This window comes from Apilactobacillus timberlakei, assembly GCF_002993965.1.
In the GTDB taxonomy this organism is placed as follows: domain Bacteria; phylum Bacillota; class Bacilli; order Lactobacillales; family Lactobacillaceae; genus Apilactobacillus; species Apilactobacillus timberlakei.
Genome location: NZ_POST01000001.1, coordinates 219,337 through 243,632, shown reverse-complemented (window position 1 = coordinate 243,632; position 24,296 = coordinate 219,337). Strand labels below are relative to the sequence as shown.

Here is a 24,296-nt window from a genome sequence, read left to right as displayed (position 1 = left end):
AATTTTTGTGAACGCCATTTTTGTATCTAATTATTTGCGATTACGATGATTGGGAGTCTTTTTTTCACTTTGTTGATTATTTTTATCGTTGTTGCTTTCGTGATGTCTTCTTTGAGAAAACTCTTTCAACTTTTTCATTGATTTGGATCTCTTAATTCGATCAGGAGTGAGATTATGGTTTGAATTAAAATTAGACATTTGAGCACCTAATTCATAATACCAAGGTCTTCTTGGTTTAGTAGGATATGAAATGATTATCAAATGATCATCAACATATTGGCCTAGAAAAATTTGAGAAATTTCTTTATTACTATCTTTCACTAAATCATTAATCCATTCTTCACTATGCCCCATTCTTTCAAGAACGTCCATATTAACGCTACCATCGGTAATAACAGGATAGCTCATTGATTCATCGCCAAATGTATTAACTGTCAATTGTCCATTTTGTTCAAGTACTGCAGATTGAACATCTTTAAAATTATGAACACCTTGAGTTCTTAATTTAAATGCTAAGTCGGATGCAGAAAGACCATTTCTTAAAGCAGTATCAACATTTATGAAACCATTCTTAATAATGTTCTTAGGCTCACCAGCAAGCAATTTTTTGAAAAATTGACTTTGTCGAATTAAAATCCTGCTAACAAAAATGATTAATGACCATATTAGTAGAACAATAAAGAATTGTAGTGTAGTGACAGATTCACTATAAATCATACCACCAATAATTCCACCAAGAACATAATTTTGTAATTGATCAACAGCATTGGAAGGCGCCAAATTACCCTTTCCAGAAAGATTAATCTGAATTACTAACATCACAAAACCAATTAACAATTTGAAGAATATAGTTAGATATTGTTGATTAATTGGTCCTAAATTTAATTTTGCATCATTGTGAATATTAACATTATTGTCAATTGCACCACTTTTAGTTAAATTATAATTATTAAAAGTTGAATTAAAATTAGCTTCATAATATTTTTTGTTAATTAAAATTGTCATTCCATTAGTTAACTGGGTACTACTTGTATATATTTTTGATTTTGGTACTTTCATATTTTTACTAATCGTTTGTACCATTTTAACCGTTTGAGAATTTTGACTATTAGAATTGTTCTGTTGCAGTATGTTAGCGAATAATAAGCTAATTGCTAATACCGCAAATAAAATAAGCATGATAAACATATCACGATATTTAAGATTGGTTCTATCGCGCATATATTTGAAACCATTGAATATAATAAACCCACCGACAATAAGTGCTAATACTAGTAATATGTAATAGATAAAAGTATTAGGGTGAGTTAAATAATGATAAGAATAGAAATCCAAAAAATCACCTGTATTAATAAAATTTGTCACATATATATTATAGAACCTTTTACCCCTTTAGACCATTAAGTAACATTTGGTAATTGTTTTTTAATTATTTTGATACTTACTTGTAGCTGAATAGTATTGTTTCTATTCTATAATTCTAAATACTGAATTATAGAACGTATGAAAAAATATTATTAATAAAGAAGGTAAATAAATGAAATCTATACCGATGGTTAAAATATTATTATTTGTATCGTTATTAATAGGCTTATTTACATTTAGTATAGTTAACACGCAGACAGCTTCTGCGAATGAACATAGTCAACAAGAAAATTTTAATAAAGTTTATAAGATTGCAAAAAAACAATTAGGTAAAAAATATGTATATGGTTCAACTGGTCCCAAATCATTTGATTGTTCTGGATTTGTTAAATATGTCTATAAACATGGTGTTGGTAAAAATTTGCCTAGAACAGCCCAAAGTCAATATAAAAGTAGTAAAAAGGTTTCTAAACATCATTTGAAACCAGGTGATTTAGTTTTCTTTGGTGGTAGTAAACACAGTATTTACCATGTTGGTATGTATATTGGAAAAGGAAAAATGATTGATTCACAAAATAGAGGCGTTGTTCGAGAAAATGTTAAGGCTCCTTGGTGGCACGCAGTTGGATATTCTAGAATTATGAAGTAAGGGAGATAGATTTCTATCTGCTTTTTTCTATTGCTATGTAGCTGCTTAATACTATGGTAATATGTTTATATGTACAATATAGATAGGAATGAAAAAACGTTTATGGAACAACTATTATGGGATAAGATTGAATATAATAATATTCAATTAATAATTACTGCTAATGATAGTGGTATAAATTTTGTTAATAATCCTAATTGTGGTATTTCTGAGATTTATGATTTTTTTTCAAATTTAGCAGCAGAATTTAAATATGGCAATGAGAAAACCGAAGAATATAAGATTCAAATCCGTGAATATTTAGATGGTAATCGAAAATATTTTGACTTACCAATGAATTTTATAGGTAATGAATTCCAAAAGAAAGTATGGTCAGAAATTACTACCATTAAATATGGTGACACAATTGATTTAAATGATTTTGCCAATCAATTTGCTGAAAGTAAATCACAAGTTGAAGAAGCAATTTTATCTAACCCATTAATTATTTTAATCCCAAGTCATCGAATTACAGGTGTTGATTATAAAAACAGCCTTAGAAACAGCTCTGCATTTATTAAATATCTTTTAAATATCGAAAAGGAGTAGTTTTATGAAAAAATTACCTGAAAATGTTAAAAAAATATGGATGCAGGCTTCAATCATTATTTTTGTTTTTTGGCTATTAGTATTTGCACTATCTAGATTCTTATTATCTCTTATTAAATGGCCGCTTTGGTTTTCTTTTATCATCTTGGGTATTGGAATATTTGAATTAATATGTGAGTTAACACTAATTCCATATCGTTATGCATTTAATAAATACAAAATCTCTGAAGAATATGTCGAGATTCAAAAGGGCTTTTTCTTTAGAAAATTATCTTCCATTCCAATTGCCAGAGTACAAAATGTCAACCTAAATCAAGGTCCCTTGTTAAGAATACAAAAATTAAATAGCGTTTATATTGATACTGCCGGCGATAATCATAAAATTGAAGCAGTTACGCATCAAGAAGCCCAACTTATTAGAAAACAAGTAATGGATTTAGCAATGGAGGCCAAAAATGCAAAATAAGCTTTTAAACCCATTAGCATTGTTATTTGGTTTAAGAAATTATTTTTCTCAAGTTATAGGAATATTTGCTATAAGTATATGGATAAGAATTATTTGGCTAACTCCAATCTTTGCACTTTGTTTATTTGTATATAACATTGCTGCTTATTTTTCTTACCGCTATTCTATTTTAGATGAACAATTACTAGTAAAGCGTGGCATCTTTTTCAAAAAAGAAATACATATGCCTTATGAAAAAATTCAAAATATTCATCGCAAACAATGGTTCTTTTTGAAACCGTTTAGTTTAGAAGAGGTAATTGTTGATAATGCTAGTCGTTCTGATTCCAATATTAATTTAATTGCAGTTAATGAGAATGTTGCTAAAATATTGGAAAATAAAAAATCCGTTGCTATTAACTCGAAACCTGAAAATAAGATTACAAAGTCAGATGTTAATAATAGCTTTGATGCACAGTATAAAATTTCTAATCATTCAATGAATTTATTTGCTTTAACTAGTTTTAGAGGCTTATTTGGATTATTTATTTTATTTGAATTTTATCAAAGGTATTCATTTGCAATCTCTGCTAAGTATAAGGATGCGTTTTTTAATTATTTAGGTAGCAAAGGAATTATAATAGTTATACTAGAGATTGTTATTTTATTAATAATTGCTTTTGTTGTTAGTTATATCTCGATATGGATTCAATACTATCGATTTACACTTACTAAAAAGGATGGCTACTTAACTTTCAGTCGGGGGTTACTAAAGAAAGAAACACTCAGAATAAATATTAAGCGTATTCAAAGCATTAACTTTTCACAAAATATCATTCGAAGTTTATTTAAACTAATAACTGTTAAAATTACAATTATCTCCGATCGAAAAGAAAGCACTAATACTAAAGATCCTATTGTTATTCCGGTTTTAAATTCTAAAAACTTATATACAATTACTAACCAATTTTTTGATAATTTACCACCAAAAGATCCTAAAATATTAGGACAACGTGCTTATTCGATTTGGTTGTTTATTAGAAATAGTTTGTGGACCCTTTTATTACCATTACCATTGTTATTAAATGGAAATAATTGGTTAACTATGTTTTTTTTTATAGAAATAATGATACTAGTTGCAGTTATATTTAACGGATTTTATCGATATCGTCATAATGGGGTTAAAGTTATTAAAAATGATGATTTAGTGATTGAAAACTGTCGATTCTTTAATCGTCATTTACATTTTATAAATTGGCATTGTATTCAATCGATAACTTTAAGAGAAAGCATTTGGATGCAAAAAAAGAATTTAGCTCATTTAAAAATATCTGAGAGAAGAGGAGATACTTCAGGGGAAATCCTTGCTAAGTATATCGATTTAGATGTTGCTAGATCAATATATGACTGGTATCAGAATCAGTGATTTATAAATGCTAAAATATTTTGTACACAAAACATTGACACAAGATTTATAACGTGTACAATGTAATTTGTGATATAAATTGTAGGGGGTATTGATATGAAATTAACAATTACAGATGCAGCAAAGAAAAAGATTCAAGACAATATTTCTGGTAACGCAAAATTATTTTTAAGTTTAGATGATGGTGTTGGAAATTATTCTGATGCTGGTTCTTGTGCAATTGACACATCTTTTGATTTCATTGCAGTTGACCCTGATTTAGATGATCATGATTTTGATGAAAGCATGGATTCAGATCTTGGACCAATTTATATTAAGGGATACAGCAAGTCATATATGGATCAAAATTTGAAATTAGATCTTAAGATGAATAATTTACAATTATCTGGCGATGCTGGAATTATTGATGAAAATGTTCCAATTTCAGATGAAAGAAAAATTAAATAAAAATACTCGACTTAATTAAACGAAAAAACAATTTTATAAAAACGTCTCTATCAATTTAGAGACGTTTTTATAATTTTATGAACAAAATATTTTCAATATGATTTATAGACTGGTAGTATATTACTACTTACTTTAAGAAAGGAAGTTTAAAATGAAAAAAGTATTCGTTGTAGGTGCTCATGGGCACGTAGGTAAACAAATGGTTGAAAAATTAGGCAAGCAAGGTTACGCTACTTTGGCTGGTGTAAGAAATGAAAATCAATTTGATGAATATAAAGATATGGAAAATGTTGAACCAACACTTTTTGATTTAACATCAAGTCCTGAAAACATGACAACAGCATTTAAACGAAGTGGTGCGCAAGCAATTGTTTTCTCTGCTGGATCAGGTGGAGCTACAGGTGATGATATGACCTTAAGCATTGATTTAGATGGTGCCATTAAAACTATGATTGCTGCTAAAGATGCTGGAATTAAACGTTATGTAATGGTCAGTGCTGTTGGTGCTGATAATCGTGCTTTCTGGCCTAATTCAGGATTACCAGGTTACTATGTTGCAAAACATTATGCTGATGCATATTTGAAAAATAGTGGCTTAGACTACACTATTTTACGTCCAACTGCATTAACTAATAACGCTGAAACTGGTAAAATTATTTTGACAAGTGAATCTGATTCTCAAATGGATATTCCAAGAGCTGATGTGGCTAACTCAGTCGTTGAAATCTTAGGTAATGATGATACTGTAAATAATATTTACGAAATCACTTCTGGTGACAAGAACATATCAGATGTCCTACAATAATAAACTTGTGTTGTTTATTAGCATGTGATAAGGTTATCAGAGTTATAAATTGAATCAATAAAATATTAACGTCCTTGATTCTATATTTAGAACTAAGGACGTTTTTTATTATTTAATTAGATGGAGGTATGAAATGATAACTGTATCAGATATGGGATTACATTTCTCAGGTAAAAAATTATATGAAAATGTTAATCTTAAGTTCACGCCTGGTAACTGTTATGGAGTTATTGGGGCCAACGGTGCCGGTAAGTCAACCTTTTTGAAGATGCTAGAAGGAAAAATTGAGCCCACTAGTGGTAATATCTCAATCGGACCTAATGAACGTTTATCAAGTTTAAGTCAAGACCATTATGGTTTTGAAGATTATGAAGTATTAGATACTGTAATTCAAGGTTATGAAAAGTTATATCGAATAATGAAAGAAAAAGATGCTTTGTATGCAAAATCTGATTTTTCTGATGAAGATGGTGTTAAAGCTGCTGAATTAGAAGGTGAATTTGCGGAAATGGACGGTTGGAACGCTGATTCTGATGCATCCCAATTGTTACAAAGTGTTGGAATTCCTGAAGAATTACATCATCAAAAGATGAGTGAATTAACAGAAGGTCAAAAAGTTAAAGTCTTACTTGCACAAGCTTTATTTGGTAATCCAGATATTTTATTACTTGATGAACCTACTAATGGTTTGGATAATCATACTATTGATTGGTTACAAAACTTTTTAGCTGATTATGAAAACATTGCGATTGTAGTATCTCATGATAGATATTTCTTAAATCAAGTATGTACTATGATGTGTGACGTTGACTATCAAAAAATTCAATTATATGTTGGTAATTATGATTTTTGGTTAAAATCTAGTCAATTAGCTACTAAAATGCAACAAAATGAAAATGCTAAAAAAGAAGATCAAATTAAAGAATTAAAAGAATTTATTGCGCGTTTCTCAGCTAATGCTTCTAAATCTAAGCAGGCGACTTCACGTAAAAAGCAATTGGATAAAATTACCTTAGATGATATCAAACCATCTTCACGTAAATATCCATTTATTAAGTTTGAAAAAGAACGTGACTTAGGAAACGACTTATTAAGTGTTAATAATGTATCTAAGACCATTGATGGTAAGAAGATTTTAGATAATATTACATTTACCCTTCGTCCTGGTGAAAAAACTGCAATTACTAGTCGTAATGATTTAGCTACTACTACTTTAATGCAAATTATTGCTGGTAAAATTGAACCAGATACAGGTGAAGTTGTTTGGGGACAAACTACTCGTCGTTCTTACATGCCTAGAAATATTAATTCTGATTTCGAAGATGATTCATTAACGATTATCGATTGGTTAAGACAATTTGCTTCAAAAGAAGAAAGTGATGATCCATTCCTACGTAGTTTCTTAGGTCGTATGTTATTCTCTGGTGATAATATTCAAAAGCAAATTAAAGTATTATCAGGGGGAGAAAAAGTACGTTGTATGTTATCCAAGATGATGTTACAAAAGGGTAATGTTTTAATTATGGATGATCCTACTAACCACTTAGACATGGAATCAATTACTGCATTGAATGATAGTTTAATTCCATTTGATGGTTCGATTGTCTTTACTTCTCATGACCGTGAATTTATTCAAACTATTGCTGATCATATTATTGAAGTGTCTGATAAAGGTATGATCCAAAGAGCTGATACTAGTTATAATGATTTTATGGATAATTCCGATATTCAAAAGCAAGTAGAACAACTATACAAATAAAAATTAATAAGGACACAGTAAATATGACTTTACTGTGTCTTTTTTTGCCATTAGAACAATAATATTACCTGAGTGTTAAAATTTATTTACATAAATGGTTATTATTATTATTTACTTCCTTTTTGTACTATATTGTAGTTATATAATAATTGGATGGAGTTGAAATATATGAAAAGGATATTGTCATCATCTGCATTGGCATTATTTTTAGCTACTGCATTTGTTGTAGGTGGTCAATCTTCTTTGGCACATGCTGATACTAATAGCAATAATATTGCTACTGCTCAATCTACCAGTAATGAAAGTCAAAATAATGATAACGATGCTGATAAGCAAAAAGAAAAACAAGAGGGCGAAAAACAAGCTCAGGCTAAACAAGAAGCTGAGAAACAAGAAGCAGCTAGAAAAGAAGCTGAAAAAAATAAATTTGTGGATCATGTTAATTTTACATATTCTTCAGCAGCTAACTATAATGCTAGAAATGTAAATGTTAATGGAATCAAATCATTTGTGGGTCCTTATAATCGTGGTACTCGTGTGAAAAAGACTTTAAACTTGAAAGGGCAATTAGTTCAATTGACGAATGTCGCAAGAGCTAAAGAAAGAACCTATTATCAAATTAAATATCGTGGGCAAGATCAGGGTTGGATTAATGCTACTTATTTATCTACGACTAATGTATATGAAATTCCATTTACATATACTAGTCAACATTTTCCATTTGATGCACCTAATGGTTGTGAAGCAACAGCTTTAAAGATGGCCTTATCCACTAAGGGTGTTGGAGAAAATATTAGTTTAAATGGCTTTTTGAAAAAAATGCCTCGTGCAAAATATGATCATAATAAGGGATTTGTTGGGAATCCATATGCTGTAAATCATACTAATCAAGATTGGACCATTTATCCTAGTGCATTAGCACCATTTGGTAGAAAATATTATAATGGTGTATATAATATAACCGGTGCTTCTAAGACTAAAATTATTAATGAAGTGCAACATGGAAATCCAGTAATTGCTGCAACTGGATATCGTATGAGAAAAGCAACTGGTCATACTTTAGTAGTAGTCGGTTATAAACGTGGATACTTTAAAATGGCTGATCCTTCTTCATGGAAGGCAACTTATAGAACTACTAATAAACCCGTTTTCTGGACTTCTACAAAGCAATTTATGAAATTATATAATCAAGAAGGACGTAAAGCAGTTTTAGTTAAATAAAAAATTCAGCAAAAAAAGAACCTTTCATTTTAAATTATGAAAGGTTCTTTTTATTAATTTAAAACATTTCCAGAATCATTTAGAACACTGGCTTTTACTTTATTGGTAGGTAATAAATGGAATTTATATTCTGGTTTCCAAGTTGCCTTTTTTACATCAAAATGATTATTAATTTTATGCCCATTAAATATATTATTTTGATTGGTTAAACGAGCATTTTTAAAGACTGATACAAACTTTTTACCTTTTGCCTTTTTGGCCTCGACAACATTATTTTGTGCAATGATATTAGATTTAAATCCAGCACCAATTGCATAACTAAATTTATAAGCATTATCGCTATTGTTTTGATAATAGTTGTTAAAGACTTGAACTTTACCATAACGGACACGAGGATTTCTTTGAACAGTGTTTAAGAAAAAGTTATGTGAAATGGTTACATTTAATTTATTTGAATCTGATTTTTTGCTATCAGAACTACCAATTAACATTGTTTTATCATGATTAGCAAATTTGTTGTAACTAACAGAAATATTATTAGCTCCATCAGTTATATCTACCATGCCATCATGGTGTTGATATTGACGACTAAAATATTCCTTAGCATTATTATCTGATTGATAGCCATTACCATCACTAAATGAATTGTGATCAATCCAAATGTTTTTAGCTTTTTTTATTGAAATTGCATCATATTGAGAATTCCAATTACCACTTTTGCCATCTTTAGGATCCCACTGTGGGAATAAATCAAAAGGGGTAGTAAATTTAACATTTTGAACAATTACATTATCTTTTTTGATAATTAAATTAGCGTTTTTAATTTGAGCATCTTTTTTACCAATAATTGATGTGTTTTCAGGTATTTTTAGTTCAATTTGTTTAGCTTGATTCTTTTGAGCTAAATTTCTAGCATTTTCTTGTTTACCAGTTGGTTCTTTTTTACCATATGTTTTTGGATTGTAATCTGACATGTATTTTTGAAACTCATATCCTGTATTTTTAGCATAATCAGACATTGATTTGCCGTCATTCATATCAATTTTGCCCTCAATATAAATGATCCTTGAGGCAACTTTGTCTTTTAATGCCCTTTTTAATTGTTTATCATTCTTAACTACATAAATATTTTTATGTTTGTTAGTATTGCCACCAGTCGTGTTGTTACCAAATCCAATGATATTTTGTTTTTTACTGGCATTAGCGACATTTATCTTTGGGGTGTTTTGAACTTCAATAAATAAAATTGAAAGTAAAGCAATAGTTAATATTGATGTGATAGTTTTTTTCATATTTAATATATCCTTTCTAATTATTATGGTATTATTTTAATCAAGGAGTGTTTTATATGCCCGAAATAATTACCATTATTATTTTACTAATTTTAATAGTAACTATGTTTGTATTGAAAAAATTTAGGGATAGGATGACTAGAAAAACTTATATTTTAGTTATGTTAGCCATCTTATTAATTGCATTATTGTCTATGGTTGCACTACATGTGAATAGAATTTAGAGAGCATATAATTTTATGCTCTTTTTATTTTTTTATAAAGTTTTATCAATGCATTTCTTAAATTATCATCATGTGCAAAAATGTAGAGGCCTTTAACTCCACGTTTCATTAAAACATTAACTGAATTAAGGACTAATTGTGCTTTAATCTTATTAAATTCAGTTGGATCACTTATGTCTTTACGTTTCTTCAAGGATTCAACATCAGTAAAATTATTGAAATTAACTTGAATATTATTTTTATCCAAATAAATAGGGGGTCCTAAAATTACACCGACATAGTTTAAATCAAATCCCTGACATGTGAACATTGATCCTACTTCATTGATAGTTTCTGGAATTTCAGCCCATGGAGTTTGCGTGTAGTTATATTGATCCCATGGCATTTTAAAATCTGGTTCAACAACATAGTGTTTGCCACCATCAAGCGTAGAGGGATAACCAGATGTCGAAACAATCCTAGATAGTCCAACCTGATTATTTCTTTTGATAATTGCTTGGCGCATTTTTTCTGCATTATCAAAAATCCTAAAATCATATTTTTCGTCAGCATTTTTGGGAATCTCTTCTAATTTACCATCAGTAAAATGATTGATCCAATTAACCAATTCATCACTAGCGGTCATTCTAAATTGATGAGTTAAATGATATTCACCATTTGTATATGGGTCAATGACTTTATGCAATCGATCTAAGTTCCAGAATGATTTTGTCCTTAATACTTGGCGATGATCAAATACTAAAATTGTTACCTTTGAACGTTTAATAACTTCATTTAATTGGTTTTCTTGATAAAAATTATTGTAATGATCGCCTCTAGATAGCAATAAATGAGCTTCATCAATAACAGTAATGTCAACTGATCTTTTTTCTTTGTCTAGTTTATTAATAAATGAAGTGGGGCGATTAAAGTTCTTCTTTAATACGTTTTTTTCATCCCCAGCCATGTTTTTATATACTTTTAGTATTTCGGGATGATTAACTAGGAAATGGTTATTAGTATGATATAACTTACTATCCTTATCTTTACTCATTTGTTGAATATCATAAAATAATTTACTTAAAATAACTGATTTACCAGTTCCAGCATCACCATAAATTGTAAAAATAGCATGCTTTTTATCATTAATATGGTTCTTAGTGAATGTTTCTATTTTGTTTATTAGCTTAGACTGTTCTTTTGTTAATTGATGTTTAGGTGATAATTTTTCATTAGCTGCGTTTAATTCACTCATTTAATTCACTTCTTTTAATATTTTTAATAATTTCATCTGTAGCTGACCAGTTGTTCATAGTGTACAAGTGGATGCCATCAACATTATTTTTATATAAATCATTAATTTGTTCAATTGTAAAATTAATTCCAGCTTGTTTTAAGTCATTATTATTTTGAATAAATTGTGGTATGTTCATTTTAATTTTTTTGAGCCAATTAACAGTTTTCATTTCAGTAACTGGCATTATTCCAGCCAATATTGGGACATTAATATTCTGCTTTTTAGTTTCATCTATAAATTGATAATACTTTTGGTTATCAAAAAACATTTGGCTGATTAGTTGATTGCATCCAGCATTGACTTTTGTTTTTAGGTGCTGAATGTCTTCAACCAAAGATTGAGCTTCTGGATGCACTTCAGGGTAACAGGCACCCATTATTTTGAATTCATCATTTTTACTTTTTACATACTTAACTAATTCACTTGCATAAGGAAAGTCATTCTTAATATGACCATGATTATCTCCACGTAATAATAATAAATTATGAATATTATTATTATGCACGTGAGTTAATAATCTATCAATTTCATTTCTATCGCGATTAATGCCAGTAATGTGTATAATTACGGGAATATTTATTTCTTTTTTAACATAATTTGCGCATTGCATAATACTATCAAATGAAAAACGACTTAAATTACTGATCGATACAAAGTCAGGGTGCCACTTATTTAAATAATATCGTATGGATTTTATTTGTAACATGTCAGGTGCTATTTCAACGGATAAAGTTTGTTTTGACATAAGATAAACTACCTCATTTACATATTTATTAACAAATAAAAGAGTAGTCGAAAAATTGAATTTCTGACTACTCTATATAAAATTTATTTAGTTAATTTTTCAATTAACTGGTTAACTGCATTAACATATGAATCTAGTCGTTGGTTAGCTTTTGCTTGAGTTTGATCTTCAGTGCCAATATAGAACTTAACTTTAGGTTCAGTTCCTGATGGACGAATAGCAATCCAAGTTCCATCTTCAAGCCAATATTTTAAAACATTTGATTTTGGTAAATTAATTTTTTTAGTTGACCCATCTTGATTGGTTTGAGTAGCAGTTGCAAAGTCTTCTAGTGCGACTACTTTACTATTATTAAAGGAATCCATTGGATTAGATCTTAATTCGTTCATAATTTTAGCCATTTTATCTTTTCCATCAATGCCTTCAAACATTTTAGAAATTGTTTTTTCTTTAAAGTATCCATATTTTTCGTACATTGATTGAAGACCATCATACAATGTTTTACCTTGTTGTTTGTAATAAGCAGCAACTTCAGCTAATAAAATTGTTGATTGAATAGCGTCTTTATCACGAACAAAGGGTTTAATTAAATAGCCAAAACTTTCTTCAAAACCAAATAGGAAAGTGTGGTCATGATTTTGTTCAAAGTTATGAATTTGTTCAGCAATGTATTTAAAGCCAGTTAATACATTTTTCATTTCAATATTATAATTATTAGCAATCTTAGTTGCTAATTCAGTAGAAACGATTGATTTAACAACAATTCCATCTGCTGGTAATTCATGATTATCTTGCTTAGCTTTTAAAATATAATCTAATAGTACGGATGCAATTTGATTACCAGTCATTAATTTATATGAATTATCTGGTTGTCTAACTGCAGCGCCTAAACGATCAGCATCAGGGTCAGTTGCAATTAAAACATCTGCACCCACTTTTTTGCCTAATTTAATTGATAAATTAAATGCTTCTGGAAATTCAGGATTAGGAAAATCAACGGTTGGAAATTCGGGATCAGAAATAGTTTGTTCTGGAACAATTGAATAATTCTTAAATCCAGCATTTTCTAATGCACGACGACATAATACTTTTCCAGTTCCATGAAGTGGGGTGTAAACAAATTTTAAATCTTTGCCAACTTCTTGGATTAATTCATGGTTAACATTAACTTTATGCGCATTGGTTAAGTATGCTTCATCAACATCTTCACCAATAACATCAAGTAATTGGTGTTTTCTTAAATCACGAATATTTGCTACTTTAATTGTAAATACATCGGAAGCCTTTCTAGCGTAAGTAGTAATCATATCAGAAGCTTTTGGTGGCATTTGTCCACCATCTTCGCCATAAATTTTATAACCATTATATTGCATAGGATTATGGCTGGCTGTAATCATTACCCCAGCAAATGTATTTAAATGACGAATTGTGAAAGAAAGTTCTGGAGTAGGACGAATATCATCAAAAACGAAAGATTTAATTCCATGAGCGCCTAGTACACGAGCAGTTTCATAAGCAAATTCTTTTGAATGATATCTAGAGTCGAAACTAATGGCAACGCCACGTTGTTTTTGTTTATCATCTAAGGTATCCATGTATGAAGCAAGGCCTTCAGTTGCTTGTCTAACAGTATAAATATTCATTCTATTCATACCAGCACCCATTAGTCCACGCATACCGGCAGTTCCAAATGACATTTGAGTACCAAAAGCATCTTCAATTTCTTCATCATTATTTTTCATTTTTTGTAAATCTAATTTAACTGATTCAGCAAGCTCCTTTTGAGCAAGCCAATTTTGATAATCTTCTTTGTAATTCATATTAAATGTCTCCAATAAACTGAATTATGTTACTAAAATTAGTATAGTTAATGGCTTTATTTTAGTCAATTTATATTAAGTCACATTCTTTGCGATATCATTTCTTAGGTGGTATTCTACTTACAATTAGTAATTAAAAGAAAGGTGAATTTAATTAATGAATAAGAATGAAGAATTAATTAAGGTTGCTAATAGAAGATATGCAACCAAGAAATTCAATCCTGATAAGAAAATATCGGATAAAGATTGGCAAACAATTATGGAAGTAGCTCGTTTATCACCAAGTTCAATGGGCTTTGCTCCATGGAAATTTTTGCTTATTGAAAATAATGATCTAAAAAAAGATATTTACGATTATGCTTGGGGAGCACAAAATAGTTTAGATGGTGCTGATAAATTTGTTATTATTTTAGCAAAGAAGAATGTCACGCCAACATCTAAATACGTTCAACATATCAGTGAAGATGTGCAAAATCATGCATTTGATCCTAACTCAGCTTTCGTTGCTAAGTTACAAGATTTTCAAGATAATGATTTTAAATTAAATGATGAACGGACATTGTTTGAATGGTCTGCAAGGCAAACCTACATTCCATTAGCTAATATGATGGATGCGGCTGCTACTTTAGATATTGATAGTTGCCCAATTGAAGGATTCAATCGTGAAAATGTTGAAAAAGTATTAGAAAAATATGATGCCATTGATCTTAAAGAATGGGGAGTTTCAGTAATGGCTGGATTTGGTTATCGTGATCAAGACATTACACCCAAAAAACGTCAGCCAATGGATGAAATCTATAAGGTAATTAAGTAATTCATTTTAAAATAGCCCGTAGTTAATAACTATGGGCTATTTTTGTGTGATAAAGTAGAAGTAATATATTAAATAATATTGGAGTGTTTAGGATTGAATATTTTAATTGGGCTAATTCCAGCTTTGTTATGGGGAATTCAGCCAATTATTTTACTAAAAGCCAGAGGCTCTACTATCAACCAATTATGTGGAACGGTTTATGGTGCTTTTATTGTTTCATTAATTGTTTACTTAATTTATCGTCCAGAAATTTCGATGCGACCATTTATATTATGTCTTGTTTCTGGGATGTGCTGGACTTTTGGTCAAATGACTCAGTATCAAGCATTTAAATCGATGGGAATTGCATTAGGAACACCTTTATCCACGGCAATGCAATTAATTGGAAATCCAATTACTGCGGTTATTTTATTTCAAGAATGGCCTACAGCAATGGATAAATATAAGGGCTTTTTTGCACTGTTAGTAATTATTATTGGAATAATTTTAATCACTAAAAATGGTAAACAAGATGTACCCGAATCTAATCATCGTTATAAATATGGATTTTGGATATTATTTATAGGTACTTTTGGTTATATTGGATATTCTGCTTTTCCACGTTTAGCTAATGTTAGTGGTTCAGATGCTATTTTTCCACAAGCAATTGGAATGGTGATTGCAGCCATTATTTTTTCTTCGTTTATTACCGAGTATCGAATGCAAAAACCATTATTTAGTAAATTTAGTTTTGAAAATATATTATTAGGATTTATCTTTGGAATTGCTGCCTTTGCTTATTTGGTTTCCATTAAATTAAATGGTGTGGCAACTGGTTTTACCTTAACTCAGATGGATGTTGTAGTTGCTACATTAGGTGGCATGATATTATTTCATGAAGTTAAGGGAAAGAGAAATATATTCTTTACTTTATTGGGACTTTTAATAATTATTTTAGGTGGAATTTTGATTCAAACAATCTAATTTTATATAATAAATTACGTTACAAATTAAAAAAATAGTAACTTATTAAAAATTAGGAAATCTATATGATATAATCATTGTTGTATCAAGGATACAAATGATTTTTTATTTTTAATTAACAATCTAAGATAAATATCAGTTGAAAAAAGTTTCAAATTATTTAAAACTTAGTGAGTGATATTAAAAATAAATTATTAAATATTGATTTTATTTAGAGGAGATATCATGAGCAGTTTTTCAATTAAAGCAACTGCCAAAGCTGTTCCTGAAAAGATAGTTACTAATGATGACTTGGCTGAGATTATGGACACTTCTGATGAATGGATTAGCAGAAGAACAGGAATCAAAGAACGTCGAGTAGCTATTAGTGAGACTACTACTTCTTTATGTGCTGAGGTTGCATCTAAATTATTAGATAAAGCCAATGTTGATGCTTCACAAATTGATTTTATCATCGTTGGTACAATGTCTTCTGATTATCAAACGCCATCAACGGCAGCAGCTGTGCAAGGTATTATTGGAGCAAATAAAGCAATTGCTTTTGATATTAATGCTGCATGCTCTGGTTTTGTTTACGGATCTTATACCATGCAATCATTATTAAACGGCAAACCTAATTCATTAGGAATTGTTATTGGTGGTGAACAATTAAGTAAGTTAATTAATTGGCATGACCGAACAACTGCTGTGTTATTCGGTGATGGTGCTGGTGGGATGTTAGTCTCAAACCAAGGTAGTGGAGAAGTCTTAGCTTCTAACTTGAAAACTTATGGTGATCAAGGAAAAGCACTATTAGCTGGTCATATGATTGGTGATGAACATTTTGGGAAAGTAGCTGATCGAACTGATCAATACTTTCATATGGATGGTCGTGAAGTTTTTAATTTTGCTACTAAGAACGTGCCAAATTCAATTAAAGAAGCACTAAGTGAAGCAAACCTTGATGCGAATGATGTTAAATATTTTATTTTGCACCAAGCTAATGCTCGAATAGTTAGGAACGTTGCTCGTAAAATGAAAGTAGACGATCAAAAATTTCCAATTAACATCGATCGTTATGGGAACACAGCGGCTGCTAGTGAACCAATATTGTTGTCAGAAATGATGGAAAATGGTTTAATAGCTAAAGGGGATATTATTGTCCTATCGGGTTTTGGTGGTGGATTAACCACCGGAACAATGATTTTAAGATACTAAAAAATTATTTTATATATGGAGTGTATGTATTATGGCAGATAAGAACGCAATTTTTGACAAAGTAAAAGAAATCGTTGTAGATCAATCAGATGTTAATGCTGATGATATTAAAATGGAAACTAAATTCCAAGATGAACTAGACTTAGATAGTTTAGATTTATTCGAAATTATTGATGCTCTAGAAGATGAATATGATATCGAAATTGATACTGATAATGACATTACAACTGTTCAACAATTAGTTGATTATGTTGCAAAACAAGTTGAAGACAAATAATATTTTTATATTAATTTAGGAGTGTTTAAGTTTGAATATTTGTTATTTATTTAGTGGCCAAGGTAGTCAATTTAAAGAAATGGGACAGGACTTATATAAAAGTAATTCTATTTATAAAGAAACAATTGACGAGGCTTCTAAAACATTAGATTTAAACTTAGCAGATCCAGACATTTTTGATAATCCTAATAATACTCAAATTTCCATTTTAACGATGAGTGTAGCAATTTATCGTATTTTAGCTGACAAATTGGACAAACCTGTTGCGATGATGGGATTGAGTTTAGGTGAGTATAGTGCTTTAGTTGCTGCTAAAGCACTATCTTTTCAATCAGGACTAAAACTAGTACATGATCGCTCACGTTACATGGATGCAGCTGGGAAGCAAAATCCAGGTTCTATGGCAGCTGTATTAGGTGTTAGTCCTGATTTTGTTAAAAATGTTTGTGACCAAATTGATGACGTTTATCCTGCTAACTACAATGCTAAAAAACAAACTGTAATTGGTGGAACTAAGGAAGGCGTTCAAAAAGCAATGACTGAATTAAAGGAAAAGGGAGCTAAACGTGTTATTCCACTAAAGGTATCCGTTGCTTCTCATACTCCTTTAATGCAACCAGCTTCTGATCAATTAGCTAAGCGTTTAGAATCAGTTGAATTTGATGAACCAGAATTTGACGTAATTAGTAATACCACTGTTAAACCATTTAAAACTGATACAATCAAGGAAACATTGACCAACCAATTAATTAATCCAACTCATTTTATGCAAGATGTTGCATCGATTGAAGATAAAAATATCGATGCATTTATTGAAATTGGTCCTGGTAATACGCTAAGTAAACTTGCTAAAAAGACATTGAAAGCTGACACTTATAATGTAGAAAGTGTTGATACCTTAAATGACTTATTAGATAAGTTAGGAGAATAATCATGGAAAAAACTGAAAAAAGAGTTATTTTAATCACTGGTGCAACTAAAGGATTAGGATTAGCTGATGCTATTCGTTTATCCAAAGATAAAAATAATATTGTTATTGTTAACTCTCACCGTGAATTAAGTGATGATGAAAATAAAGCATTACAAGATAACTTTGATAATGAAATTGAAGTTTTAACTGGTGATGTTGCATCTGAAGAAGATGCTAAAGCTATGATTGATAGTATTATTGATGAGTATGGCAAAATTGATGTTTTAGTCAATAATGCTGGAATTACTCAAGATACTTTATTAACTAGAATGAAAGCTTACTCATTTAAGCAAGTTTTAAATACTAATTTATTTGGTGCTTTCAACATGACTAAATTTGCAATGAAAAAAATGCAAAGGGCTCGTAAGGGTAGTATTATTAATATGTCTAGTATTGCAGGTCTTCATGGTAATTTAGGTCAAGCCAACTATTCATCAACTAAGGCTGGTCTTGTTGGATTAACTAAGACCACTGCACAGGAAGGATCGCTTCGCGGAATTCGTTGTAATGCAGTTGCCCCAGGGATGATTAAGACAGCTATGACTGATAAATTGAGTGAAAAGAATATTAAAGCTTGGGAAGAACAAATTCCAGCAAGACGTTTTGGTAATCCTGATGAAGTTGCTCAAGTTGTTGAATTCCTAATTGATAATGAATATATTAACGGTCAAGTAATCACTGTAGATGGTGGATTAACAATGTAGTTCAATTTCAGTAAGAATATTCTTAATTAACAGGAGAAATTTAACGATGGACGAAAAAGATATTGAAAATTTAATGGACAAGTTTGATAAATCCAGTATGAAAGAATTTAAAGTTACTGGTGATGATGGTACTGATATTTATTTCAGTAAATTAGAACATGCTCCAGTACAAAATATGGCTCCTACTACATCATCTAATACGGTTTCAGTTACAAATGAGAATGCTTCTAAAAGTAAAGCCTCTCAAAATGATTCTACTAAAATTAAAGCTCCATTAGTAGGAATTGTTTATTTTGCGCCAAGTCCTGAAAAACCAGTATATAAAAATGTTGGGGATCATGTTAAAAAGGGCGAAACTGTTTGTGTGATTGAAGCAATGAAAGTTATTAATGAAGTTAAGAGTCCTATTTCTGGAACTATTACTAAACAAGTAGCTAATGATGGAGATATGGTTGAATATGATCAACCAATTTTTGAAGTTGAGGAGGATTAATCTTGGATTATAATGTGCATGATTTCATTCCTCAACGTTTTCCTTTTCAAATGATTGATAAAATTATTGATGTAAAACCAGGTGAAAGTGCGAAAGCGCTAAAATTATTAAACATTAATGAATGGTTCTTTCAAAATCAACCATCCAATAGTCTAGGGATGCCTAGACCTATTGCTATGGAAATGCTTGCTCAAACTGGTGTTTGTGCATTGTTATCAATGCCTGAATATAAGGGCAAAAATGTTTTCTTTGGTGGGATTAAAGAGGCATCTTACAAAGATAGTTTTCGTCCTGGTGATCAATTAGAACTAAACGTTGAAATGACTAAATTAAAACGTAATATTGGTGAAGGCCATGGAACCATCATTAGAGATGGTGAAGTTATTTGTGAAGGTACTTTAATTTTTGCAATGGAATAGAATTTCATAAAGGATGACTGAAATGTTTAAAAAAGTTTTAATTGCCAACCGTGGTGAAATCGCGGTGCAAATTATAAGATCACTTCATGAAATGAATATTAAAGCTGTTGCTGTTTATTCAACTGCTGATAAGGATAGCATGTTTGTTAAGTTAGCTGATGAAGCTATATGTATTGGAGGACCACAACCCAATGAATCATATTTAAATATACCTGCAATTATTGATGCTGCTATTTTAACTAAAAGTGATGCTATTCATCCTGGATATGGATTCTTATCTGAAAATGCTGAATTTGCTGAATTGTGTGAAAAATGTTCAATTAAATTTATTGGACCTAGCTCAAAAGTTATTGATTTAATGGGAAATAAAGCACATGCAAAGGATGCCATGAAGAATAGTGGAGTTCCTACTATTCCTGGTAGTGATGGGTCAATTGACACTCTTGATGAGGCCCTAAAATTAGCAGATGAAATTGGATATCCAGTAATGCTAAAGGCAGCTGCTGGTGGTGGTGGAAAGGGAATTCGCGAGTGTGATGACCTAGAACAATTAAAAGAAATTTTCACTACTACTAAACGTGAAGCAAAAATTTCTTATAATGATGATTCATTATATATGGAAAAAGATTTAAGCAATGCTAAACATATTGAAATGCAAGTAATTGCTGATCAATTTGGCAATGTTGTTTATTTCCCTGAACGTGATTGTTCTTTACAAAGAGAACATCAAAAAATAATTGAAGAAACCCCATGTATGGAAGTTTCTCAAGATCAACGTGATTATTTAGGTAGTTTAGTTGCTAAAGCTACTAAAGAAATTGGTTACGAAAATACTGGAACTTTTGAGTTTTTACTTGATGAAAAAACAAATAAGTTTTATTTCATGGAAATGAATACTCGTTTACAAGTTGAACATACTGTTACAGAAGAAGTTTCCGGTGTGCAATTAATTAAGGATCAAATTTTAGTTGCAGCAGGTGAACAACTACCATTTACTCAAAAAGATATTAACGTTGATAGTTATGCAATTGAATGTCGAATTAATGCCGAAAAGCCTGAAAATGGTTTTATGCCATCACCAGGTAAATTAAAACGAGTTAATTTTCCATTTGGGACTAAGGGTGTTCGTATTGATTCAGGAGTTGAATCTGGAGATACTATTTCGCCTTTCTATGATTCAATGATTGCTAAAATCATTGTACATATGCCTAATAAAAAAGAAGCAGTTGTAAAAATGAGACGAGTAATTAATGAGTTTTCAATTGATGGGGTAAGTACAAACCGTCAATTCTTAAATGATTTATTACTAGATAAGCATTTCAATGACTCAGATTTTAATAATTTGTATATTGAAAAATCATTCTTGAAAGAGTGGTTAAAAAATGTCAAAAAATAAAGAAGACTTACAAGAATTAATGGATCAAATTCCAGATAATTTATTTGTAAAATGTCCAATATGTAAGGATAATTTTTACAATAAAAAATTAGGTGCTTATAAAGTATGTCCTAATTGTGGATTTGGTTTTAGACTTGGTGCAGATGAACGCATTAAGTTAACTTGTGATGAATTTACTCCAATTAATGAAGATGTTGTTGCACCTAATAGATTTTTAAGTGATGAAAAATACGCTGGAAAACTAGAAAAATCCAAAAAAATTACTGATTTAAATGAAAGTGTTCAAACTGGAATTGCTAAAATTGGTAATCAAGAATTTGGACTAGGTGTGATGGACTGGCGCTTTATCATGGGGAGCTTAGGAACTGCAACTGGTGAAAAATTGGCACGTTTATTTGAAGAATGTACTAAAAAATGTTTACCAGTAGTAGTATTTTCTTGTTCTGGTGGAGCTAGAATGCAAGAAGGTATCCATTCATTAATGCAGATGGCTAAAGTTTCTCAAGCAGTTTCTGACCATTCAGCAAAAGGATTGTTATACATATCAGTGTTAACCGATCCAACAACTGGTGGAGTGACTGCTAGTTATGCAATGGAAGGTGACATTAACCTTTCAGAACCTCACACATTGATTGGTTTTGCTGGACGTCGTGTAATTGAAAAAACCATTCAACAACGTCCACCAAAAGATTTCCAAAGAGCGGAAACTTTATTAAGAAACGGTTTCTTAGATGCGATTGTAAAACGTTCTAATATGAAATCAGTATTAGCCAAATTATTGGCCTGGAATTAAGGAGGATATTATGACAAAAGCATATGATCGTGTTCTTGCAGCTAGAAGTGCTGATAAAATTAGTATCCAAAACTTGGTTGCTGGGATTACTGAAGATTTTATGGAACTACATGGTGATCGTGCTTATGGTGATGATTCCGCAGTTTATGCTGGAATTGGAACTATTGGTGGCGAACCAGTTACAATTACTAGTATTCAAAAAGGTAACAATACTGATGAAAATATCGAAAGACATTTTGGATCAGCTGAACCTGATGGATATCGTAAATCTTTACGTTTAATGAAGCAGGCTGAAAAATTTAATCGCCCAATCATTAATTTAATTAATACTCCTGGTGCTTACCCAGGGGTAGATGCTGAATATAAGGGTCAAGGATATATGATTGCTCAATCAATTATCCAAGGCCTAAAACTTTCAGTTCCTTACATTAGTGTAATTGTTGGTGAAGGTGGCAGTGGTGGTGCTTTAGCACTAGCTGTTGGAGATACTGTTTGGGCGTTTGAAAACAGTGTTTATTCAATTCTTTCACCAGAAGGTTATGCTACCATTTTATGGAAAGATTCTAGTAAAGCAGCTGATGCTGCTGAACAAATGCAATTAACTCCAAAGGATTTATTATCAAATAAAATTATTGATAAAATTGTACCTGAAGTAAAAGATAGTGAATCAATGCAAAACTTTAAGAATGCATTAATTGATAAAATAAATGAACTTAAGAAATTACCTAAAGAAGAATTGTTGGAAAAACGTCATGCACGTTACCGTAAATTCAACTAATGTAATTTTTAAAAATTGATTTGAATATTTAGGAGGACAAATCTAATGTCAAACTTATTAGATGGAAAGAAAATTGTTATTATGGGTGTTGCTAACAAGCGTAGTATTGCTTGGGGTTGTGCCCAATCATTGATGGATAATGGTGCTGAAGTTATTTTGACTTATCAAAATGATCGTCTAAAGCGTCAATTAGATAAAATTGTTCCTGAAGGCACTACAATGATTCAATGTGATGTTTCAGAAGATGAAAATGTTGAAAAAACTTTTGATGAAATTCATGAAAAATTTGGCAATATTGATGGTGTAATTCATGCAATTGCATATGCTGACAAGAAAACTCTTGAAGGTGGCGTAATTGATGTTGAAAAAGATGGTTACAATTTAGCACAAGATGTTAGTGCATATTCATTTATTTCAGTATCACGTTATGCAAGCAGAATTATGAACCCATCTGGTAGTATTGCTACTCTAACTTACATGGGATCAACTCGTGCTATTCCTTCATATAATATGATGGGAGTTGCTAAAGCAGCACTAGAAGCAAATGTTAGATACATTGCTACTGATTTAGGACCAAAGAAGATTCGTGTAAATGCTATTTCAGCTGGTGCTCTTAAGACCCTTGCTGTTACTGGTATTAAGAACCACGGTGATTTATTAAGAGAATCAGAAGCTAGAACTGTTGATGGCGAATCAGTTAACACCGTACAAGTTGGTAACGTTGCTACATTCTTAATGAGTGATTTATCAACAGGTGTTACTGGTGACTTGATTTATGCTGATAAGGGTGTTCATTTACTTGCCTAATAATATTCAAATATTTACAGATACGATTGATAATCCTAAGTATCAAGATATCTTTAAAAAAGTTGATGTAGATTTTACTAAGTATCATAAAAGACAATCAATTGTTGGTAATTGTCTTTTAGCTGATTATATGAATATTAGTATTGAAGAATTAATTAATGGAGATTTTTTTAATTACGGTAAACATGGTAAACCATATTTAAAATCTAACGATTTCTATTTTAATATTTCTAATTCTTATAATTTGGTTATTTTAGTTATTAGTGACGAAAATATTGGTGTCGATATAGAAAAAATTCGTCCATTTTCTTACCGTAGGATTACTCGTGCTTTCAATGATAGTGAACTTAAACATTTAAGTTCACTACCTAAGGAAGACGAGGGTAATGAAACTTTGAAGTTATGGACAATTAAAGAAGCCATACTAAAGTTACTTGGAACTGGCCTTTCTGGTAAAGCTAAAAGTGTGAATATTGAGACTGAATTCAAAGCTTCTGCTGATCGATTAGGGCAACAATTTAAATTAACTAATATTGATTTAGAATCAGATTATTTAGGAACTTTAGCTACTTTTAAATAAAAATTTGATATAGTTGTTTAACTTTGTCACACAAGTGCTATTA

General features: G+C 30.5%; 27 protein-coding genes. 22 read left to right on the top strand and 5 right to left on the bottom strand.

Going from position 1 to position 24,296, the window contains the following annotated elements:
• Positions 1-30 precede the first annotated feature (30 nt).
• A complete protein-coding gene (locus C7N71_RS08150) occupies positions 31-1,365 on the bottom strand; it encodes a DUF3290 family protein (protein ID WP_105987377.1) in 1,335 nt (444 codons plus the stop codon).
• 172 nt (positions 1,366-1,537) lie between these two features.
• Between C7N71_RS08150 and C7N71_RS01275 the strand changes: the two genes are divergently transcribed.
• The 8 genes from C7N71_RS01275 (at position 1,538) to C7N71_RS01240 (ending at position 8,705) form a co-directional block, all read left to right on the top strand.
• Positions 1,538-2,014, top strand: coding sequence for a C40 family peptidase (locus C7N71_RS01275; RefSeq protein ID WP_105987376.1), 477 nt, complete (start codon positions 1,538-1,540; stop codon positions 2,012-2,014).
• A gap of 102 nt (positions 2,015-2,116) precedes the next feature.
• On the top strand, positions 2,117-2,602 hold the full coding sequence (locus C7N71_RS01270) for a methylated-DNA--[protein]-cysteine S-methyltransferase (protein WP_157944330.1): 486 nt from the start codon (positions 2,117-2,119) through the stop codon (positions 2,600-2,602).
• Positions 2,603-2,606: 4 nt separating this feature from the next.
• A complete protein-coding gene (locus C7N71_RS01265; RefSeq protein ID WP_105987374.1) occupies positions 2,607-3,068 on the top strand; it encodes a PH domain-containing protein in 462 nt (153 codons plus the stop codon).
• Entirely contained in the window at positions 3,058-4,473 is a 1,416-nt protein-coding gene (locus C7N71_RS01260; RefSeq protein ID WP_105987373.1) for a PH domain-containing protein, read from the top strand. Before C7N71_RS01265 ends, C7N71_RS01260 begins: the two co-directional genes overlap by 11 nt.
• 96 nt (positions 4,474-4,569) lie before the next feature.
• On the top strand, positions 4,570-4,920 hold the full coding sequence (locus tag C7N71_RS01255) for an iron-sulfur cluster biosynthesis family protein (RefSeq protein WP_105987372.1): 351 nt from the start codon (positions 4,570-4,572) through the stop codon (positions 4,918-4,920).
• A gap of 151 nt (positions 4,921-5,071) precedes the next feature.
• The gene (locus C7N71_RS01250) at positions 5,072-5,725 is read left to right on the top strand and encodes an SDR family oxidoreductase (RefSeq protein WP_105987371.1); all 654 of its coding nucleotides are present in this window, start codon (positions 5,072-5,074) and stop codon (positions 5,723-5,725) included.
• A gap of 133 nt (positions 5,726-5,858) precedes the next feature.
• A complete protein-coding gene (locus tag C7N71_RS01245; RefSeq protein ID WP_105987370.1) occupies positions 5,859-7,484 on the top strand; it encodes an ABC-F family ATP-binding cassette domain-containing protein in 1,626 nt (541 codons plus the stop codon).
• Between the two features lie 168 nt (positions 7,485-7,652).
• Positions 7,653-8,705 carry a C39 family peptidase gene (locus C7N71_RS01240; protein WP_167387708.1) on the top strand — a complete coding sequence of 351 codons (1,053 nt, stop codon included), beginning with the start codon at positions 7,653-7,655 and terminating at the stop codon, positions 8,703-8,705.
• A gap of 53 nt (positions 8,706-8,758) precedes the next feature.
• On the opposite strand, the gene C7N71_RS01235 is transcribed toward C7N71_RS01240, so the two are convergent.
• A complete protein-coding gene (locus C7N71_RS01235; RefSeq protein ID WP_105987368.1) occupies positions 8,759-9,997 on the bottom strand; it encodes a pectate lyase family protein in 1,239 nt (412 codons plus the stop codon).
• Positions 9,998-10,053: 56 nt separating this feature from the next.
• Between C7N71_RS01235 and C7N71_RS08000 the strand changes: the two genes are divergently transcribed.
• Entirely contained in the window at positions 10,054-10,221 is a 168-nt protein-coding gene (locus tag C7N71_RS08000; RefSeq protein ID WP_157944329.1) for a hypothetical protein, read from the top strand.
• 13 nt (positions 10,222-10,234) lie between these two features.
• Here C7N71_RS08000 and C7N71_RS01230 read toward each other — a convergent pair whose 3' ends face one another.
• The 3 genes from C7N71_RS01230 to C7N71_RS01220 all read right to left on the bottom strand — a co-directional run bounded on the left by C7N71_RS01230 (position 10,235) and on the right by C7N71_RS01220 (position 14,062).
• Positions 10,235-11,455: a DUF2075 domain-containing protein gene (locus C7N71_RS01230; protein WP_105987367.1), complete on the bottom strand. Its 1,221-nt coding sequence runs from the start codon at positions 11,453-11,455 to the stop codon at positions 10,235-10,237.
• Positions 11,448-12,242: a methylenetetrahydrofolate reductase gene (locus C7N71_RS01225; protein WP_105987366.1), complete on the bottom strand. Its 795-nt coding sequence runs from the start codon at positions 12,240-12,242 to the stop codon at positions 11,448-11,450. The genes C7N71_RS01230 and C7N71_RS01225 overlap by 8 nt, the downstream gene beginning before the upstream one ends.
• A gap of 83 nt (positions 12,243-12,325) precedes the next feature.
• Positions 12,326-14,062, bottom strand: coding sequence for a phospho-sugar mutase (locus C7N71_RS01220; protein WP_105987365.1), 1,737 nt, complete (start codon positions 14,060-14,062; stop codon positions 12,326-12,328).
• 157 nt (positions 14,063-14,219) lie between these two features.
• Here C7N71_RS01220 and C7N71_RS01215 point away from each other — a divergent pair, with 157 nt between their 5' ends.
• The 13 genes from C7N71_RS01215 to C7N71_RS01155 all read left to right on the top strand — a co-directional run bounded on the left by C7N71_RS01215 (position 14,220) and on the right by C7N71_RS01155 (position 24,253).
• Positions 14,220-14,876, top strand: coding sequence for an NAD(P)H-dependent oxidoreductase (locus C7N71_RS01215; RefSeq protein ID WP_105987364.1), 657 nt, complete (start codon positions 14,220-14,222; stop codon positions 14,874-14,876).
• Positions 14,877-14,969: 93 nt separating this feature from the next.
• Positions 14,970-15,839, top strand: a complete 870-nt coding sequence (locus C7N71_RS01210) for a GRP family sugar transporter (protein ID WP_157944328.1) — start codon at positions 14,970-14,972, stop codon at positions 15,837-15,839.
• A gap of 225 nt (positions 15,840-16,064) precedes the next feature.
• Positions 16,065-17,036: a beta-ketoacyl-ACP synthase III gene (locus tag C7N71_RS01205; protein ID WP_105987362.1), complete on the top strand. Its 972-nt coding sequence runs from the start codon at positions 16,065-16,067 to the stop codon at positions 17,034-17,036.
• A gap of 31 nt (positions 17,037-17,067) precedes the next feature.
• The gene (locus tag C7N71_RS01200) at positions 17,068-17,313 is read left to right on the top strand and encodes an acyl carrier protein (RefSeq protein ID WP_105956522.1); all 246 of its coding nucleotides are present in this window, start codon (positions 17,068-17,070) and stop codon (positions 17,311-17,313) included.
• 31 nt (positions 17,314-17,344) lie between these two features.
• Positions 17,345-18,244 (top strand): ACP S-malonyltransferase, encoded by a 900-nt coding sequence (gene fabD, locus C7N71_RS01195; protein WP_105987361.1) that lies wholly within the window; start codon positions 17,345-17,347, stop codon positions 18,242-18,244.
• A 2-nt stretch (positions 18,245-18,246) separates the two neighbouring features.
• On the top strand, positions 18,247-18,987 hold the full coding sequence (gene fabG, locus C7N71_RS01190) for a 3-oxoacyl-ACP reductase FabG (protein ID WP_105987360.1): 741 nt from the start codon (positions 18,247-18,249) through the stop codon (positions 18,985-18,987).
• Positions 18,988-19,033: 46 nt separating this feature from the next.
• Complete coding sequence (locus C7N71_RS01185; protein WP_105987359.1) at positions 19,034-19,480, top strand: acetyl-CoA carboxylase biotin carboxyl carrier protein; 447 nt, start codon at positions 19,034-19,036, stop codon at positions 19,478-19,480.
• Positions 19,481-19,530: 50 nt separating this feature from the next.
• Positions 19,531-19,899 (top strand): 3-hydroxyacyl-ACP dehydratase FabZ family protein, encoded by a 369-nt coding sequence (locus tag C7N71_RS01180; RefSeq protein WP_404799017.1) that lies wholly within the window; start codon positions 19,531-19,533, stop codon positions 19,897-19,899.
• Between the two features lie 22 nt (positions 19,900-19,921).
• Positions 19,922-21,295 carry an acetyl-CoA carboxylase biotin carboxylase subunit gene (locus C7N71_RS01175; RefSeq protein ID WP_105987357.1) on the top strand — a complete coding sequence of 458 codons (1,374 nt, stop codon included), beginning with the start codon at positions 19,922-19,924 and terminating at the stop codon, positions 21,293-21,295.
• A complete protein-coding gene (locus C7N71_RS01170) occupies positions 21,282-22,088 on the top strand; it encodes an acetyl-CoA carboxylase carboxyltransferase subunit beta (RefSeq protein ID WP_105987356.1) in 807 nt (268 codons plus the stop codon). The genes C7N71_RS01175 and C7N71_RS01170 overlap by 14 nt, the downstream gene beginning before the upstream one ends.
• Positions 22,089-22,098: 10 nt before the next feature.
• A complete protein-coding gene (gene accA / locus C7N71_RS01165; protein WP_105987355.1) occupies positions 22,099-22,866 on the top strand; it encodes a carboxyltransferase subunit alpha in 768 nt (255 codons plus the stop codon).
• 45 nt (positions 22,867-22,911) lie between these two features.
• Entirely contained in the window at positions 22,912-23,673 is a 762-nt protein-coding gene (gene fabI, locus C7N71_RS01160) for an enoyl-ACP reductase FabI (RefSeq protein ID WP_105963901.1), read from the top strand.
• Positions 23,666-24,253, top strand: a complete 588-nt coding sequence (locus C7N71_RS01155) for a 4'-phosphopantetheinyl transferase family protein (RefSeq protein ID WP_157944327.1) — start codon at positions 23,666-23,668, stop codon at positions 24,251-24,253. Before fabI ends, C7N71_RS01155 begins: the two co-directional genes overlap by 8 nt.
• The last annotated feature ends 43 nt before the right edge of the window (positions 24,254-24,296 follow it).